This window comes from Tatumella sp. JGM94 (genome assembly GCF_018257595.1).
Taxonomy (GTDB): Bacteria; Pseudomonadota; Gammaproteobacteria; order Enterobacterales; family Enterobacteriaceae; genus Tatumella; species Tatumella punctata.
Genome location: NZ_JAERJN010000031.1, coordinates 1 through 15,671 on the forward strand (window position 1 = coordinate 1; position 15,671 = coordinate 15,671).

The following is a 15,671-nucleotide window of genomic DNA, read 5'->3' on the forward strand; positions in this document are numbered from 1 at the left end:
GTGGCGGTCTCAGTCCGGAACAATTTGAAAACCAGACCCTCGCTTAGGGCCGTGTCCATATTACGCGGGTAGGATCAAATCACCTTTCGCCAATTGATTCAGTCCGGTCTGGGTTTGTTCCGGCGTGAGATTATTATCCGTTGCGTACTGGCTCCAGGAGGCAACCGCCTGACCATAATTCATCATTCCATTTGACAGGCTTAAATGATTATTCTCCACAATAATCCCGACACTAAGGCTGGAATTGATGAGAGTTTATTTTGATAAACTTTTTTTATCTTTCCTCTCTTGTAGCCAGACTTTTATCCAGAGGCCACTTCCCAGGATACTACCACCTGGTACAGCCTTACTTAGGGAATAAGTTGCTTCTTTAAAAAAATCAAAATAAAAACCACTATCATTTCCCAAGTAAAAAATGAATGCAATACCAAGACTTAATAAAAAAACTATTAAGAAAATCATCATCACCCAATATAAAACGAGGTAAATAAACAATGGATATCCAATTTTCTTGAACATTATTATTTTTTCCTCCCATGGTCTAATTGCTCTTTAACTTTATTACCAGCCACTTCAGATGTAATGGAACCAATAGCAGCTTCAGCTACTTCAGATGTTGTCTCCTTAACAACTGGCTTTATGACTTCTGATGCAACCTTCCCAGCGATTCCTCCAGCCACGCTACCGAATCCTGCACCAGCCATAGAGTTAATCGGATTCTCCCCTTTAATCCCGCTCCCAATCGCCGCACCACTGATTACACCACCTTTCAGCGGATCGTCACCTTTAATCCAGCTGGAGGTGGCACCGCTACCTGCATTCACGGCGATTGTACCCCATAGCCCCGTTCCGGCAGTCAGCGCACCTGTCCAGTAACCCAGAATCACATCATTCGGGTTCACTTCACCATTCATCAGATAACCCACTCCAGCGTTAGCACCTGCACCTATCAGGCTGGTCGTCGCTGCCGCTGCGGGTAATAACGGCCAGGCTAAAGCGCTCCCTACTGCTGCCATTGCCGTTTCACAGGACACCGGTGTTCCGCCACTACAGGCCTCTTTAATAGCAGCCTGTGTTCCCGATTCGTAATTCGCAGTGGTTCCCGGTTTCTGCTTATTCGCTGCTGCCAGAATACTTCCCAGCGCATTATTCTCAACAACAACCCAGCCGCAATAGCTGGGATTCGTTACCCTTATGTATAAAGACTATCGTCGTAGGGCACTTCGGTCAGAATATTTTGAATTTCACGTTGTGCTTTTGGCTCCCATGAAATATTCATACTTGCCATTAACTCAATAAATTTTGGGAAGGCGATGCGTCGTCCATCTCTACCTTTCACCCTGTATTCTAACTCATATTGAAATGCTGTCTTATAAGCAAGTTCCGACATAATCCAATAAAGTAGCTCATCTAGCGATCCAGTAATCTTACGCGAGAATTCATACCCTCTTTCTGAATGAATAAAATTATATACATCATTTTCAAATGTAACATATGGAGTACCATCACCAATTGGGGAGGTACAAAGATTAACAGAATGTCTTGGTAGACCAGCTCGCAAGGTCAGGTCGTCAATTTTTTTTTGTATTTCTTCGATATTCAGCAGCATATCAGCGAACCTCACGGATATATTCATTCTTCAAGAGCCATTCTACATTCACTCGATCTTGCATATTAGGTAATATTTGAATCCCTCCCCCTGGCTCACCAAAAGCAGGGGCAATTTTACCCTGTATAGCAGGCAACGGTTTGATTACCTCATACTCATAGTATTTTTCAGCCTTAGCACCTGGTGCAAGAGCACGTTGTTCGTAAGGTGTCCCTTTTGGAGCAAGGAAAGAACCACTAGGCTCTCCATACCTATCTAAGCGAGTGCCTACTGGTATAGTAGTTTTAACAGGATCTCCTTCAAATCCTAGATTCTTAGGCCAATTCCATCCACCATCAGCATTTTTGAACTTGTCATAGTACGAATAACCTCCGGCTTCACTATCTGTAATTGCACTCGATGAATTAGGATTCTTTGGCACTTTTCCTGCATTTACAACTGCCGACTCAGCCTTACCCGCAACCTTAGCAACAACTTTCTCCGTCAGTACCGCGCCACCTTTCACCACTCCGGCACCGCCAGCCAGAAGACTGGCAATGTCTGTCACCAGCTTGCCGCCCTCAACACCCGCATTAAACGACCCGCTGGCTCCGGCTTTCTGATACTCCGCTTCCATCCGGTCAATGCGGTCAATATACGATTGCTTCACCGCATCCGACACGTTACCAAGAACATCACCGCTGTTAAACAGCGACTTCAGCGCCTGATACGTTTCAACCGGACTACTGGCCGTTTTCACGATACTGTCAACAGCGTCATACAGTCCTGCCGGTACGCCTGCAAGCATTCCCGCGGCATAGCTTACATCCTGGGCAGCGCTGGCAGCAGTCCACCTTGCTTGAACACCGGCTTTACAGGATGTGGTCTGGCTGGATGCCATTCACTATAAAATCAAAGAAAATGGCCGCTTCATCACCAAAGCGGTTTACACGATTCTGGCACTGAATATTGAGGGTAAAAAAGAACTATTGGGTCTGTATCTGTCTGAAAATGAAGGCGCTCATCACTGGCTCAGCGTTCTGACCGACCTGCATAACCGGGGCGTTAAAGATATCCTGATAGCCTGTGTTGATGGTCTTAAAGGTTTCCCGGAAGCTATAGAATCCATCTATCCACAAACAGAGATTCAGCATTGTATTATCCACCAGATACGCAACTCACTTAAATATGTCGCCAGCAAGAACCAGAAAGCCTTCATGGCCGACTTAAAGTGTGTCTACAAGGCTGCAACACTGAATGCAGCAGAGCAGGCGCTGGACGAACTGGAGAGCCGTTGGGGCGAAAAATATCCGGTTGTTATTAACTCCTGGCGTAACAAATGGCAGACGTTATCAGCGTATTTTAAATATCCCGACTATGTTCGAACAGCAATTTACACCACCAATGCGGTAGAGGCTGTCCACCGTCAGTTCCGCAAGCTGACGAAAACCAAAGGCGGTTTTGCTAATGAAAATAGCTTGCTGAAGTTACTTTATGCCGGTATTTTACGAGCATCAGAGCGCTGGACCCACCCGGTACAGAACTGGAATCTGACACTGTCTCAGTTGTCGATCCACTTCGCCGGTCGACTTGATAATCATATCGACCTGTAAGCCTTGACACAGAATAATGAACACCCTCCAACTGGCCGGGGTCTTTGAGTGTTACTAAAAATATATTGTTACCTTGATGATTCAATGTCATCAGGGTAAACCGTCAAAACATCTAATGTAGCGCCTTCATTATCAACGAATTCAACTTCATAACCTAAAGTAGGCTCTTGATATATCATAACAACAGCTCCCCTACATCCTGTTAGCACAGTGTCAGACAAGTCCTTTTTGGCTTTAACTACATCATATTCTTTGATCATAAAGTAAATACCAATATATTTATTTCTTAGCTGGAATAGCTGTTACGAGCCTAACCACGCCGTCATTATTCTCGATCCAACCAAATTTAACGTTGATCGTTCTACCATTCGTACCAGTTATTGGTATCACCTGATCATATTTAGTACCAAACTGCGTTTCTGCTGTTTTAACGGCTTTACCGGAGTCAAAAACGATTTGTTTCGCAAGCTCGTTTGAGTTTGTTTTGTTAAAACCAAGAGCACTATCGAACCATTCCGCCTTACTTCCTCCAACAGGATGTTGCTTATCTAACAGATAGTTAGCTAATTTCTGATCAACACTAACTTGTGTCTCAGCTGTATTTTTAATCGAATTTATGATGCTGCCATTTCCAGCATTCTTCGCGGTATTAGCCACAACAGCTTCTGCTTTCGCCGCCGCCTCTGCGGCCGTTTTACCAACCCCAATAGCTCCCGCTGCACCTACACCACCAGGTGTTACTCCTTCTGCTACTTGCAACCCTGCGTTATTCAGACAGATTGCCGGTGCCGCTTTACAACCTTCCAGCGCTGCTTTGGCTGCCGCCACTATTTCCGGCGTGGCTCCTACTATCATTGCACCACCGGCCACCCCAGCAACGCCTGCTGACACCACCAGATTTCCTTCAGCAACACCTTTCGCAATGCCGGTCTTACAGGCCGTATCACAGCCTGGGGTATTACCCAGCCAGAACCCAAGATCTGAGCCTGCACTCAGCGCATTATTCTCCACCGCATTCTTGCCGCTTTGTGCACCTACCACGGCATCGCCGGTGCCCTCTCCCGCCAGTCCGCCGGCCAGCCCTGCGGCTAATGTTCCCAGCACGCTCAGGGTCTGTTTTTGCTCTTCCGTCAGGTTTTCCGGTTTCACTCCCGGGTAAAGCGTCTCCGCTATATAGCGCGCCATCAGCTCGCCGCTGGCCGCGCCGGCGGCCCCCGCTAATGCACTATTATCACTGACCTTCGCTGCAACCGCCCCCAATACCGCATGCGCCATCGCGTTTGCCGCAACGCTGGTGCTGCCATCCGCGTTGGTTGTCATCTCCCTGATGACCCCCGCCGCATAAGGACTAAGCCCCCCGGCCAGCACCTGCGCCAGATTGCCACCCGCCAGCCCCTGTACCGCCGCCGTGGCGGCCTGCATACCCTGCCGGATGGCACTGCCGGTACCCCATTTCTGTTGGGCCGTTTTGTCGCCGGAGCTTTCCGTCAGGGTTTTGTTGTACGCAGCGATATCTTCCTTCGTGGCATTTGCGCCCGGCTCTTTGACGCCTTTCGCAGCCAGTTCTGTCTTACCGGCTTTTGTAGCTTCTGTCTGGCCCTGCGTCCGGGCGATATCCGCTGCCTGACTGCCGATTTCCCCTATCAGCTGCGCCTGCTGTAGCCGTTTCTGCTGTTTCTCCCTGTCGAGGATGGGATTAACAAGGCCTGACGTGGAGTCTGGTGATGAACAGTAATTTCCCCTGTAAAGACGGTCGGTTAAAAAGAGACCTTGCGGACGTATTCTGATAGCCGGGATTATGTCCCCCGACGCGCTTTTTTCCACCGGACAGGCTGCCACACTGGTGAACATCACCAGGCATAGCAGCCATATCAGGGCGTTAGCTATCCATTTCATCCCGCGTTCCCTGCGTTATCCGTTAGCTCAGTTTAACAGCACTAAGCGCGCTGTCATTACCCGTTTTTACATCGCGGCTGGAGCCGGGCGGTTACCCTTAAGGGCTACTGGCTGGAGCAGGCAGGTTTTGAGACGGGAACGCCGCTGGAAGTGAAGGTGCTGCCGGACTGTCTGATTCTGACTGTTAAACAGCCCTCGCCGGAGCCGAAAGTGATACAGACCCTACGCCAGCTCTGCCCTAAGTTCTCCGCCCGTAAGCAGTGCGAGCTCTTGGGGGTGATTCAGGTCATGGCCAGGCCGAAGAAGCGGGCCTGACTGAGCAACAGGCAAAAAAATCCCAGCCCCGATAAGGGCTGGGATTTCTCTAACTTTTAAATACAGAAGAGCCTTTTTCTAAATAATTTTCCCACCTGCTCATTAAATGATTAATATTTTCTATTTGAGAGTGCGTTGATGGATCATATCCATCAGAAGGAGGCATGTATTTAATAAAGTTTTCTATTTCAGATGGATAATCAAAATCAGCATAAATGACTTCAACTTCAGCTAATGGATCGTCGTAACTATTACGATTATTCCAAAGCCAACTCAGAACAATAAACAGCCACTTTTTTTTGATTTTTGGATCATCTTTCCGCTCAAATTCCGAACATAAATCCTTTAGGAAAGGATCAATGTTATTTAATTTACTAGGTATAATGAATGATAATTCAAGTTCAGGATTAGTATAACTTCCTGTTAATACATTCTTTTCTGCTTTCTTTATTGGTACGTCTGAGGTAATGAGGTTATTTTCATAACCCCACCTTACATCACACCATGAAAGATGAACATTTTTATCAATAAAATCAAAAGGTATTGGATATAAATTCATGTCATTTTACCTTCGGCGATCGTTGGTTAGGAGCACCGGTAATACTACCACCTTCAATAAATCTTTGGTGTGTGACGTTTCCTTTATTATCATAGATGTATTCAAATATACCTTTCTTATCATTAAAGGAACCTTCCGCTTGCAGTAATTTTCTTTCTATACCATCACCGCCTTTGATAGTGGAAACTTTTCCATCCATCAATTGTTCGCGGCTCAGGTAACTTGCACCTCTATGAGTAGGATCTGGTTTTAACCCACTGCCAATTCGGTCTGCTTCCAGTATTTTATTAACAACCGAAGATTTTAATGCTGTTTCCATCATACCAGGGGTTTTTGCGACAACTTTTTCTGTCAGTACTGCGCCACCTTTAACAACCCCGGCACCGCCAGCCAGCAACCCGGCGATATCCGTGACCAGCTTGCCACCTTCAACACCCGCATTAAACGACCCGCTGGCTCCGGCTTTCTGATATTCCGCTTCCATCCGGTCAATGCGGTCAATATACGATTGCTTCACCGCATCCGACACGTTACCAAGAACATCACCGCTGTTAAACAGCGACTTCAGCGCCTGATACGTTTCAACCGGACTACTGGCCGTTTTTACGATACTGTCAACAGCGTCATACAGTCCTGCCGGTACGCCTGCAAGCATTCCCGCGGCATAGCTTACATCCTGGGCAGCGCTGGCAGCAGTCCACCTTGCTTGAACACCGGCTTTACAGGATGTGGTCTGGCATTCGGCGATTTCCTTATCCTTCTGAGCCTTCTGCGCAGTGCTCAGATAGTTATTCTCAACCGCATTCTTGCCGCTTTGTGCACCTGCTATGGCATCGCCGGTGCCCTCTCCCGCCAGTCCGCCGGCCAGCCCTGCGGCTAATGTTCCCAGCACGCTCAGGGTCTGTTTTTGCTCTTCCGTCAGGTTTTCCGGTTTCACACCCGGGTAAAGTGTCTCCGCTATATAGCGCGCCATCAGCTCGCCGCTGGCCGCGCCGGCGGCCCCCGCTAATGCACTATTATCACTGACCTTCGCTGCGACCGCCCCCAATACCGCATGCGCCATCGCGTTTGCCGCAACGCTGGTGCTGCCATCCGCGTTGGTTGTCATCTCCCTGATGACCCCCGCCGCATAAGGACTAAGCCCCCCGGCCAGCGCCTGCGCCAGATTGCCACCCGCCAGCCCCTGTACCGCCGCCGTCGCGGCCTGCATACCCTGCCGGATGGCGCTGCCGGTGCCCCATTTCTGTTGGGCCGTTTTGTAGCCGGAGCTTTCCGTCAGGGTTTTGTTGTACGCAGCGATATCTTCCTTCGTGGCATTTGCGCCCGGCTCTTTGACGCCTTTCGCAGCCAGTTCTGTCTTACCGGCTTTTGTAGCTTCTGTCTGGCCCTGCGTCCGGACGATATCCGCTGCCTGACTGCCGATTTCCCCTATCAGCTGCGCCTGCTGTAGCCGTTTCTGCTGTTTCTCCTTGTCGAAGATGGGACTCAGCGTCTGGCTGGCATGCTCCACGTCACGGCTCAGCCCGGCCACATCCTGCTGTTGCTTATCCTTATCGCGAATAACTATCGTGCCTGCGCTTACCGCGGACTTCGTGGCCGAGCGGTCGCTTCCGCTGCCGTTCGCGCCCACCAGCAGCCCGCTGGTCACGTTACCCGGGAACTGACCGCCCACGCTACCGCCCGTGCTGATACCCACGCTCTGGTGTTCGACTTTATACGCAGCACTGTTGTTGATATCACTAAACGCCAGCATGCCGGTATCCAGTTTATTCTTCTCTGCCGTCGCCGTCGACCCGATAACCGCACCGTTCAGCCGGGTCTGTTCGCCCACGGTGATATCAAAACCGCCTTTGCCGGCGAAGATACCCGTCTGTTCCTGCACGCTGTCGTAATTGCTGTGCATTTTGTCTTTGCTCAGGCTGATGCTGCCCGAACCGGTCATCGAGCCGAAGGTAAAGCTGCCACCGGTGCCGACGTTCTGCTGCCCGGAAGCGTAACGATCGCTGTCCTGCTGGCTTTCCAGCAGCAGGTTGCGGCCCACGTCAGCCCGGACCGATTCGCCGGTGACCTGTGCGCCTGTCAGGCTGGTATCGCGCCCGCTGGTAATCCTGACCTGATTACCGGCATTAACCGTGGTTTCGGTCTGGCTGGTGCCGTTACCCTTCTCGTTACCCTTGCCCTTGTTGACGCTGGCGGAAACGCTCAGCCCGATACCGCCGGAACCGGCACCGATACCTGCGCCCAGTGTGCCGCCCTGGCTCTCGTTTTTACCGTCCAGATACCGGGTGTTGCTGGCGGAAAGCAGATTCACGTCGCGGCTGGCATTCAGGGTGACATCTTTGCCTGCCTGCAACTGGCTGCCCTGCACCAGGATGTCGCCGTACTGGCCCTTCACACCGTTGCCGCTGGCGGTAATGTTCAGGTTGTTGCCCGCCGTCAGGCTGCTGCCCTGCGCGGTGCTCTGTCCGCTGTTTTGGGTGGACGCGGAAGACCGGGTGCCATAGGAAATGCTGATCCCCGCCATATTGTTATTGGCCGGATCGGCACCCTGCGCTTGCGCCAAACTCGCCGCCTGCACCGCCTGTATGCCGCTCAGTGCCGCCCTGGTACCCTGCAATGCCGCCAGGCAACTGTCGCCAGTGAGTTTCGCCTGCTGCGAGGTTTCTGCCGCAGTATTCAGTGCACTGCCAACCGTGCCGGACAGTGCCAGCGTCAGACCGGATTTCTTCTGTTCAACCTTGTGAGTCTGGCTGTTTTGATCCTGCGCCTGTGTCACCGACACATTCCTGCCAGTCAGCGCCATGTCCTTGCCGGCCACCAGCCCGGAGCCTGTCACCGCCAGATGATTACCGGCCCCCAGGGTGAGGTTACCGTTTACGCTACCGACGGTGCTGCCCTGATTAGTCAGCCCCTGCGCGGTCTCCGTGGTTTTCAGGCTTTCGGTGCCGTAGCTGATGCCGATACCACCGCTGCTCATCAGGCCGGATTTTTTCTCCTGCCTGAGGTGCAGTTCACTGTTGCTTTCGGTCGCACCGGTGATGTTCAGATCGTTCCCTGCCAGCAGTTTCACGTCCTGAGTCCCGGCCACGCTGCTGCCCTGAACCCGTAAATCGTTGCCCGCCAACACATTAATGCTATCGCCGCTCAGGAGAGTCCCCTGTACGCTCTGGCGCTCCAGAATGTCGCGGGTGGTGGTAGTGGTTTTCGACATCAGGCCGTTACCGCCGGTCACCTTGTGTCGTTCGTCCAGATCGAGGGTGTTCTCGCCGCTGAGAAGATTAATGTTATGGCCGGCATTAAGATTCAGTCCATCACCGGCCGAAACCGTTGCGGCATGGGCAGTGATATCGTTCCCGGCATTGAGGGTCACCGCCCCTTTACCCACCACTTCGCTGCCGGCCTGCTGGCTGTTGCTCTGTTTCAGGCTGTTGTCGCCATTCCAGATCAGGTTATCGCGGCTGGCCGTGGTCACCGTATTCAGGGTGAGATCGCGCCCGGCACTCAGCAGGGTCTGGCCATTCTCACCGCGGTTAACCACCTGAGCCGCATCCAGCCTGATGTCGCGACCGGCCTGCAGTATCAGCTTGCCGTCGCTTCCCTGCACGTACATGCCAGCCACGCTGTCAATATTGGTGCGTTCGAAGCTGTTGTCACCGTAAATGCTCTGTGCCGTGCTGGTTATGCTGATGGTATTGATATCACGCCCGGCGCTGGCCAGAAGCGAGTTGTTACCCCGGATCAGCCCGCCGATATTGTTAATCTCGGTGCGGGCAGTCAGGTCAACGTCGGTCCCCTGAATGCGGCCCGCCATGTTCGTGATGTTGGCGGCGCTCAGTTTCACCACGTCACGCCCGGCGATATGGCCGCTGTTGAACAAGCCTTCGCCCAGATTGAGATTAAGGTTACGCCCGGCAATCAGCGCACCGGAGCCGTCCAGATCGCCCGGTTGCATGCGGGCATACACTTGCGGCACCAGGACGTCTTGCTGGCTGCCGTCCGGCAAGGTGACGCTGGCCTTCACCAGCCAAACGATATCCCGGGTCAGTAAGCCCATCTGTCCGGCCGTCAGCGCTACGCCCACCTTCAGGTTATATTGCTGACTGAAGGCCACCCCCTGATCCATCAGTGCCTTAAACTGCTCTTCGTCGTTGCTGTAACCCTCCAGATAGCGCTGCCCGGTCAGGTTGATTACCTGTTCGCGGATCAACCGCTGTTCGTAGTAACCGTCGCCCAGCCGCTTCAATACATTGTCCGGATTGTTAGTCACTTTACCCATCATGTAATCCGAGCCCAGCCAGGCTTTCTGGCTGGTGAAACGCGGATCGGTCTCCACCAGATACTGGCCGCCCGGTGCCGGATTAGTCATGAACAGGCTGTTGTCCGGCAAACGGGTGTCCGGCCCGACAATGCGCACCACGCTGTCCGCTGCGTCGCCTTGCTGGCTATTGACCCTGTTGGCGACTTCGAACTGCTGGCCCGGCTGCAACGCTACGGCCGGGATCACCGGCAGCGCGCCACTGCCAATGGTCTGCAGGCTGGCGGAAATATCACTGCCGCTGACTGCCGCACTGACCCCGCCGGCAGCGCCGATAGGGGTATTGGTGCCCTGCTGCGTCAGCGGGGCAATGGCGATCGGGTTACCTGCCACCTGTTGATGGTCAGTCAGCTGGCCCGGCTTCAGTGAAATGGTCTGAATGGTGGTCGGTGGCGTATAGGCCGTGGTATTGTGCCCCTGCTTATCTTTACCCTTCTTCCTGATGCGGTAGTAACTGGTCACTTCGCCGACGTCGGTGGTCAGGCGCTGGCCCGGCACCGCCACGTTATCCACGCTGCCGGCATTTATCGCCAGCGTGCCGCCCGCGATCACCTGGCTCTTATCGTTCAGCAAATGCCCGGTGTTGATCGCCATATCGCTACCCGCGATAATTTTGCCCGGTTCGCTTTCCCTGACCCGGGTTTCCTGCACCGTGCGGTTGTAGTCGTATTGGCTGAACCTGTCATTCCCATACCCGGTTTTGCCAGGGGTATTAAGGTTCAACAGCGAGTCTGCTGAATTGCGGTCAACAAACACACCCTCTTCTCCGGCCATCCAGCGTACCGGATCAGCCGATTGCTGATACCCGGTAATTTTTCCGGTGGAAACGGTAACCAGTTCGGTAGTAAAGCGGTCGTTGATGTTGTTGATCTGTCCGGCCGAAATCGCCATGTTACCCGCAGATTGCAGGGTCGAACTGTGATTGTTGAGGGTACCGGCCTGGCCGGTAGCCAGGTAACTGGCGTCAAGCTGGCCGCCAATCGCCATGTCCCCGCCGCTGTAAATTAACCCATGCTGGTCGTTATTCAGCGTTTGGCTGCCGATATCCACCCTTTCGCGCCCGGCCAGCGTGGCAGCAGTGCCGTTCTCCGCCAGGTTGTTAAAGGTGACGGTTTGCACGCCAATAGCATCACCATAAATACGGCCGGTGCCGATGTTGGTCAGCGTGTCGGCGTAGATCAACGTATGTTTGCCATCAATCAGGCCATCGTTGGTCAGGGTGCCGTTGACCGTCAGCCAATCCTGCCCGGCGTTAATCTCGCCGCTGGCGGCATTCAACAGATTACTGGCGCGCAGATCAAACCTGGCGCCCGCCAGCAGTTTGCCGCTGTTAGTCACATCGCCCGGCGTGGTGAGGTTGAAATTACCGTTGGCAATCATCTCACCGCGGTTATTGATGCCCCGGGCACTGACCAGGCTGATATCGCCCAGCGACAACAATTGCCCGTCGCCGCCGACCGCTGTGGCGTTAATGTCCAGCAGCTTACCAGCCTTGACGATGCCGCCGGTGTTCAGCAGGTTAAACGCCGTGCCCTGCAACTGCAGGGTTTCGCTGGCAGCCAGCTGACCCGCGCTGTTATCCAACTGACCGCCGTTGGTGATAGTCAGCTGTTGGTTAGCCAGAATACTGCCGCCACGGTTGTTGATCGCGCCGGTGTTCAGCACCACGGCCTCGCCTTCCAGGCCTTTATTTTCCGCCCCGGTGTCGTCATTGATCAACTGCAGGGCATTGAGCGTCGCAGTGGCACCGCTGCGGATCAGCCCCCGGGCGTTGTCGATAATCCCCCGCCCGCTGTCCAGCAACAGGTTGCCGACCGCCTGAATTTGTCCGTTGCGGTTATCCAGACTGACGCTGGACAGCCGGATCGTCTGTTCGCCAATAATCCGCCCGCCGTTAGCATTGTCCAGATTTAGCGCTGCCAGGGCGAAGTCGCCTTTGGCTCCCAGCGTACCGCCCTGATTATTGACGTCGCCACTGCTGAGCTGCAGTTTACCCGGGCTGTACAAGGTACCGTTCTGGTTATCCAGCCGCTGGCCGTAGGTATCGACATACATATCCGTGCCCGACTGCACCAATCCCCCCTGGTTATTCAGGCCGCCCGTGCCGGGGGTATTCAGCACCAATCTCTGCTGCGCCACTAGTTTGCCGCCACCGTTGAGCAGCGTTTCGGCATCGATCCGCAAGTCTTTAGCGGCAATCACCACGCCCTGGCCGTTATTGAACCCGCCGGTCGTGAGGTTCATCGCCCCCTGGCTGGTAATGCCGCCCTTGTCGCCGCTGCTGGCGTTGGTCAGCCGTTCAACCGTTAGATCTAATCCCTGACCACTCTGGATCAGGCCGCCGTCATTGTTCCTGAGGCTATTGCCGTGCAGCTCCAGCGCCGTCTGTGCCGCCAACTGGCCGCCCCGGTTTTCCAGCAGGCCGAAATGAATCTTAGCCGTATCGGCGCTGACCAGCGTGCCCTGATTGTTCAGCAGATGGCCGCTGTCCAGCTGCAGTTTTTTACCTGCGCCAATCACCCCAAGATTGCTGTTATCCAGCACGTCTTCAGCATTCAGCACCATCTCCTGACCGGACTTGATCGCCCCGGTCTGGTTATTGATCACCCTGACGGTGGCCGACAGCTGCTTCTCTGAAGCCAGGGTGCCGCGGCGATTATCCAGTTGCTCGCCATGCAGTTGCAGGTCACCCGAACTGGCGATAAAACCGGCCAGGTTATCCACAGCACCGCTGGCGATCGTCAGTTTGCCCAGACTGCTGATACCACCATGCCTGCCGCTGTCACGATTGCTCAGGGCCTGTCCGTGCGTATCGATGCGCGCATCACCGCCCGCCTGCAACAGTCCACCGTCGTTGGTCAGTGCCAGGCTGTCGATATTCAGCTGCTGCTTGCCGGCCAGAGTGCCCTGGCTGTTGTCCAGCGCACCGCTGTGGATCGTCAACATCCCCTGGCTGAGAATACCGCCGCTTTCACCACTCAGACGGTTACTCAACGCCGCGTCCCGGGTGTCAATATTCATATTGCCCGCGGATTGCAGCAGACCAGCGTTATTGTTCAGCGCACCACTGCTCAGGCTCAGATCGCCGCTGGCAGCGATGACGCCCTGCAGGTTATTCAGCGCCCCGTTGCCCAGCGCCAGCGAAAGCGCGCCGCCCGCTACCTGCCCGGCCTGATTCTCCAGCCCGGCACCCGTCAGTTGCAGAGCCTGTCTGGCCTCAATACGGCCGCCGCGGTTATCCGGCGCCTGTTGCGCCGTGACCTCAGCATTGCCCGTCGCGGCAGAAACCAGCCCCTTGCGGTTATCCAGCCTGTCCGCCCGTAGCTGAGTATCGCCGCTGGCCGCCAGTTGCCCCTGGCGGTTATCGATAGCGCCGCTGACCTGCGCCTTCAGGCTGCCGTCCTGCGCAGCAATCACTTTGCCGCTCTGGTTGTTCAACCGCGCGGCGTTAAGCGCGACCTTGCCATTGCCCGCCAGTTGGCCGCCCTGGTTATCAATCCCCTCACTGACGCTGAGGCGCATCTCACTCTTACCGCTCTGCACCAGTTGACCGTTGCGGTTAGACAGGCTGTCGGCATCCAGCGCGATCTGCTGTGCCGAAGTGGTAGCGTCGTCCAACACGTAGTCGCCGCCCTGCATGCTGAGCTGGCCGTTGGACAGCAGCTTGCCGCCATCGCCCTGCAAGCGACCGGTATTCACCGCCAGCGCACCTTTACCCGCATGGATGATTTGCCCGCCCTGGTTGTCGATCGAACCGGCGTCCAGCGTCAGGTCATTGCTATTGCTGGCAATACGGCCACCGGCGTTATCCAGTTTGCCCTGTGGGTTCAACCGGAGGTTACCTTCGCCAGACTGGGTGATTTCCCCCTTGCGGTTGGATAAGTCATGCGCATTAAGCGCCAGTGTATTTGCCGCCAGCCTGCCACCGTCATTATTGAACCGCTTGCCGCTGCTGGCGGTGAGCTGTTGCGTGGCTGTAACCTGCGCACTGGCCGTGGACAAATCGCCGGACCCGGCTTGCAGCGTGACCTGAGCCGCTGCGGTGCGGCTGCCGCTGATATCCACGCCCTGCCCGTTCACGCGCAGGTTGCCTGCCGCCAGATTTAGCCCCTGTGCAGTCAGTTTTCCACTGGTGGTTAACGCCAGTTCGCCGCTGCCGCCAGGCCGGCCATCCTGTTGCACACCGGCCGCCAGCGTACTGCCTTTGCTGCTGTTCAGGCTGGCGGCCTGTATCCGCAGATTATTGCCAGCCGCAATAGATCCGCTGTTTTGCACCTCGCCACCGCTGCTGATGCCGGTATGACCCGCCGCGAACAGTGAGCCGCTGTTGCTGACACCGCCCTTCGAGGCCAGTTGCGTATCGCCGCCACTACTGATTTTACCGCTGTTTTCAATGCGGCCATCGGCGGTGACCACCACGCTACCGGCCTGCGCACCGATGTTACCGGCATTACGCACCCCGACGCCGGTTTCGGTGCCGATCATGCGGATCTTACCGGCGTACATGCCGCCCAGTTTAGCCACATCGACCGCCAGCTGCGGGCGGGTGGAAGGATCGTCGCTTTGTTTGTCGATCTGTTGATGCGCCGCATCCACCTTGTTGCGTCCGGTAGTGACCTTAAGATCGTTAGCCCACAATCCGGCATTGATCTTCGCCGAACGCGCAATGATTTCAGTGTAATCCTGGCGCGAACTGTCCATACCGGCGCCTTCAACCACCACTTCACCCCGCTCAACGTTAAAGCCGGTCAGGTTACCGTTGTTGATCTGCGCCTGACCGGTGGTCAGGGTGGCGCGGCTGGCGTTGATAAAGCCGCAGCCATTACAGGTAATGCCGGACGGGTTGGCGATTACCACCTGAGCACGCTGTCCGGCAACCTCGATATAACCGTTCAGACGGCTGGGGTCGCGGGAATTGACTTCGTTGAGAATTATCCTGGCTTCGCCTTTCGCCAGCCACGGGTTACCGTCGACCCAGCCACCCTGTTGAGTTTGGGTCATTTTATGGGAATTGTTGAGGATCACGCCCCGCTTGTCGACGTCAAACTGGCTATAGGTATTGCGCGAAACCCCGCCGGCGCCTGGCGTCTGGATATTGACCTGTGGCGTACCGTTGGCGCTGTTGATGATGGTCGGCTGCTGGCCGCCCGGCGCATTGCCGTCGGCAATAATCGCCGCCTGCACCGGTTGGATAGCCCCCAGCGATATTAACAGGCTAAAGCTGATGGCGTTCATCCTGCCAATGCACTGACTCTGGGTATGCCCCGGACCAGACGAGCGGGCAGATCCGGCACGACCGGAACGGGCGATATCCGCCGCCACCACCAGCATGCCACGCGCTTTGCTGAAAACGATACGATACCTGTCCTTGTTCATGGCAATATC

At 54.7% G+C, this 15,671-nt stretch carries 8 protein-coding genes and 2 pseudogenes; 2 read left to right on the forward strand and 8 right to left on the reverse strand.

Annotation, left to right across the window (positions count from 1 at the left end):
- Window positions 1-255: 255 nt before the first annotated feature.
- The 4 genes from JK216_RS16170 to JK216_RS16185 all read right to left on the reverse strand — a co-directional run bounded on the left by JK216_RS16170 (window position 256) and on the right by JK216_RS16185 (window position 2,396).
- Window positions 256-519: a hypothetical protein gene (locus tag JK216_RS16170; RefSeq protein WP_212706642.1), complete on the reverse strand. Its 264-nt coding sequence runs from the start codon at window positions 517-519 to the stop codon at window positions 256-258.
- Window positions 520-521: 2 nt separating this feature from the next.
- Entirely contained in the window at window positions 522-1,034 is a 513-nt protein-coding gene (locus JK216_RS17095) for a hypothetical protein (RefSeq protein WP_349290175.1), read from the reverse strand.
- Window positions 1,035-1,192: 158 nt separating this feature from the next.
- On the reverse strand, window positions 1,193-1,609 hold the full coding sequence (locus tag JK216_RS16180) for an Imm63 family immunity protein (RefSeq protein WP_212710704.1): 417 nt from the start codon (window positions 1,607-1,609) through the stop codon (window positions 1,193-1,195).
- A 1-nt stretch (window position 1,610) separates the two neighbouring features.
- Window positions 1,611-2,396 carry a TNT domain-containing protein gene (locus JK216_RS16185; RefSeq protein ID WP_249213323.1) on the reverse strand — a complete coding sequence of 262 codons (786 nt, stop codon included), beginning with the start codon at window positions 2,394-2,396 and terminating at the stop codon, window positions 1,611-1,613.
- A gap of 73 nt (window positions 2,397-2,469) precedes the next feature.
- Here JK216_RS16185 and JK216_RS16190 point away from each other — a divergent pair.
- Window positions 2,470-3,201 (forward strand): annotated as a pseudogene (locus JK216_RS16190) (IS256 family transposase); the annotation flags it as partial.
- A gap of 68 nt (window positions 3,202-3,269) precedes the next feature.
- On the opposite strand, the gene JK216_RS16195 reads toward JK216_RS16190, so the two are convergent.
- Together JK216_RS16195 and JK216_RS17210 are read right to left on the reverse strand one after the other, a co-directional pair.
- Window positions 3,270-3,461 carry a DUF4926 domain-containing protein gene (locus JK216_RS16195; protein ID WP_212711030.1) on the reverse strand — a complete coding sequence of 64 codons (192 nt, stop codon included), beginning with the start codon at window positions 3,459-3,461 and terminating at the stop codon, window positions 3,270-3,272.
- Window positions 3,462-3,480: 19 nt separating this feature from the next.
- Window positions 3,481-5,025, reverse strand: a complete 1,545-nt coding sequence (locus JK216_RS17210; protein WP_349290176.1) for a VENN motif pre-toxin domain-containing protein — start codon at window positions 5,023-5,025, stop codon at window positions 3,481-3,483.
- Window positions 5,026-5,196: 171 nt separating this feature from the next.
- On the opposite strand from JK216_RS17210, the pseudogene JK216_RS16205 reads away from it, so the two are divergent.
- A pseudogene (locus tag JK216_RS16205) lies at window positions 5,197-5,412 on the forward strand (SymE family type I addiction module toxin); the annotation flags it as partial.
- Window positions 5,413-5,461: 49 nt separating this feature from the next.
- On the opposite strand, the gene JK216_RS16210 reads toward JK216_RS16205, so the two are convergent.
- Together JK216_RS16210 and JK216_RS16215 are read right to left on the reverse strand one after the other, a co-directional pair.
- The gene (locus tag JK216_RS16210; protein ID WP_212711937.1) at window positions 5,462-5,971 is read right to left on the reverse strand and encodes a DUF2247 family protein; all 510 of its coding nucleotides are present in this window, start codon (window positions 5,969-5,971) and stop codon (window positions 5,462-5,464) included.
- A gap of 1 nt (window position 5,972) precedes the next feature.
- Window positions 5,973-15,662, reverse strand: a complete 9,690-nt coding sequence (locus tag JK216_RS16215) for a hemagglutinin repeat-containing protein (protein WP_249213142.1) — start codon at window positions 15,660-15,662, stop codon at window positions 5,973-5,975.
- Window positions 15,663-15,671: the final 9 nt, after the last annotated feature.

Coding starts and splice junctions, on each gene's coding strand:
- JK216_RS16215 (WP_249213142.1), bottom strand. CDS start 15,662: ATGAACAAGGACAGGTATCGTATCGTTTTCAGCAAAGCGCGTGGCATG.
- JK216_RS16180 (WP_212710704.1), bottom strand. CDS start 1,609: ATGCTGCTGAATATCGAAGAAATACAAAAAAAAATTGACGACCTGACC.
- JK216_RS16170 (WP_212706642.1), bottom strand. CDS start 519: ATGTTCAAGAAAATTGGATATCCATTGTTTATTTACCTCGTTTTATAT.
- JK216_RS16210 (WP_212711937.1), bottom strand. CDS start 5,971: ATGAATTTATATCCAATACCTTTTGATTTTATTGATAAAAATGTTCAT.
- JK216_RS16195 (WP_212711030.1), bottom strand. CDS start 3,461: ATGATCAAAGAATATGATGTAGTTAAAGCCAAAAAGGACTTGTCTGAC.
- JK216_RS16185 (WP_249213323.1), bottom strand. CDS start 2,396: ATGCTTGCAGGCGTACCGGCAGGACTGTATGACGCTGTTGACAGTATC.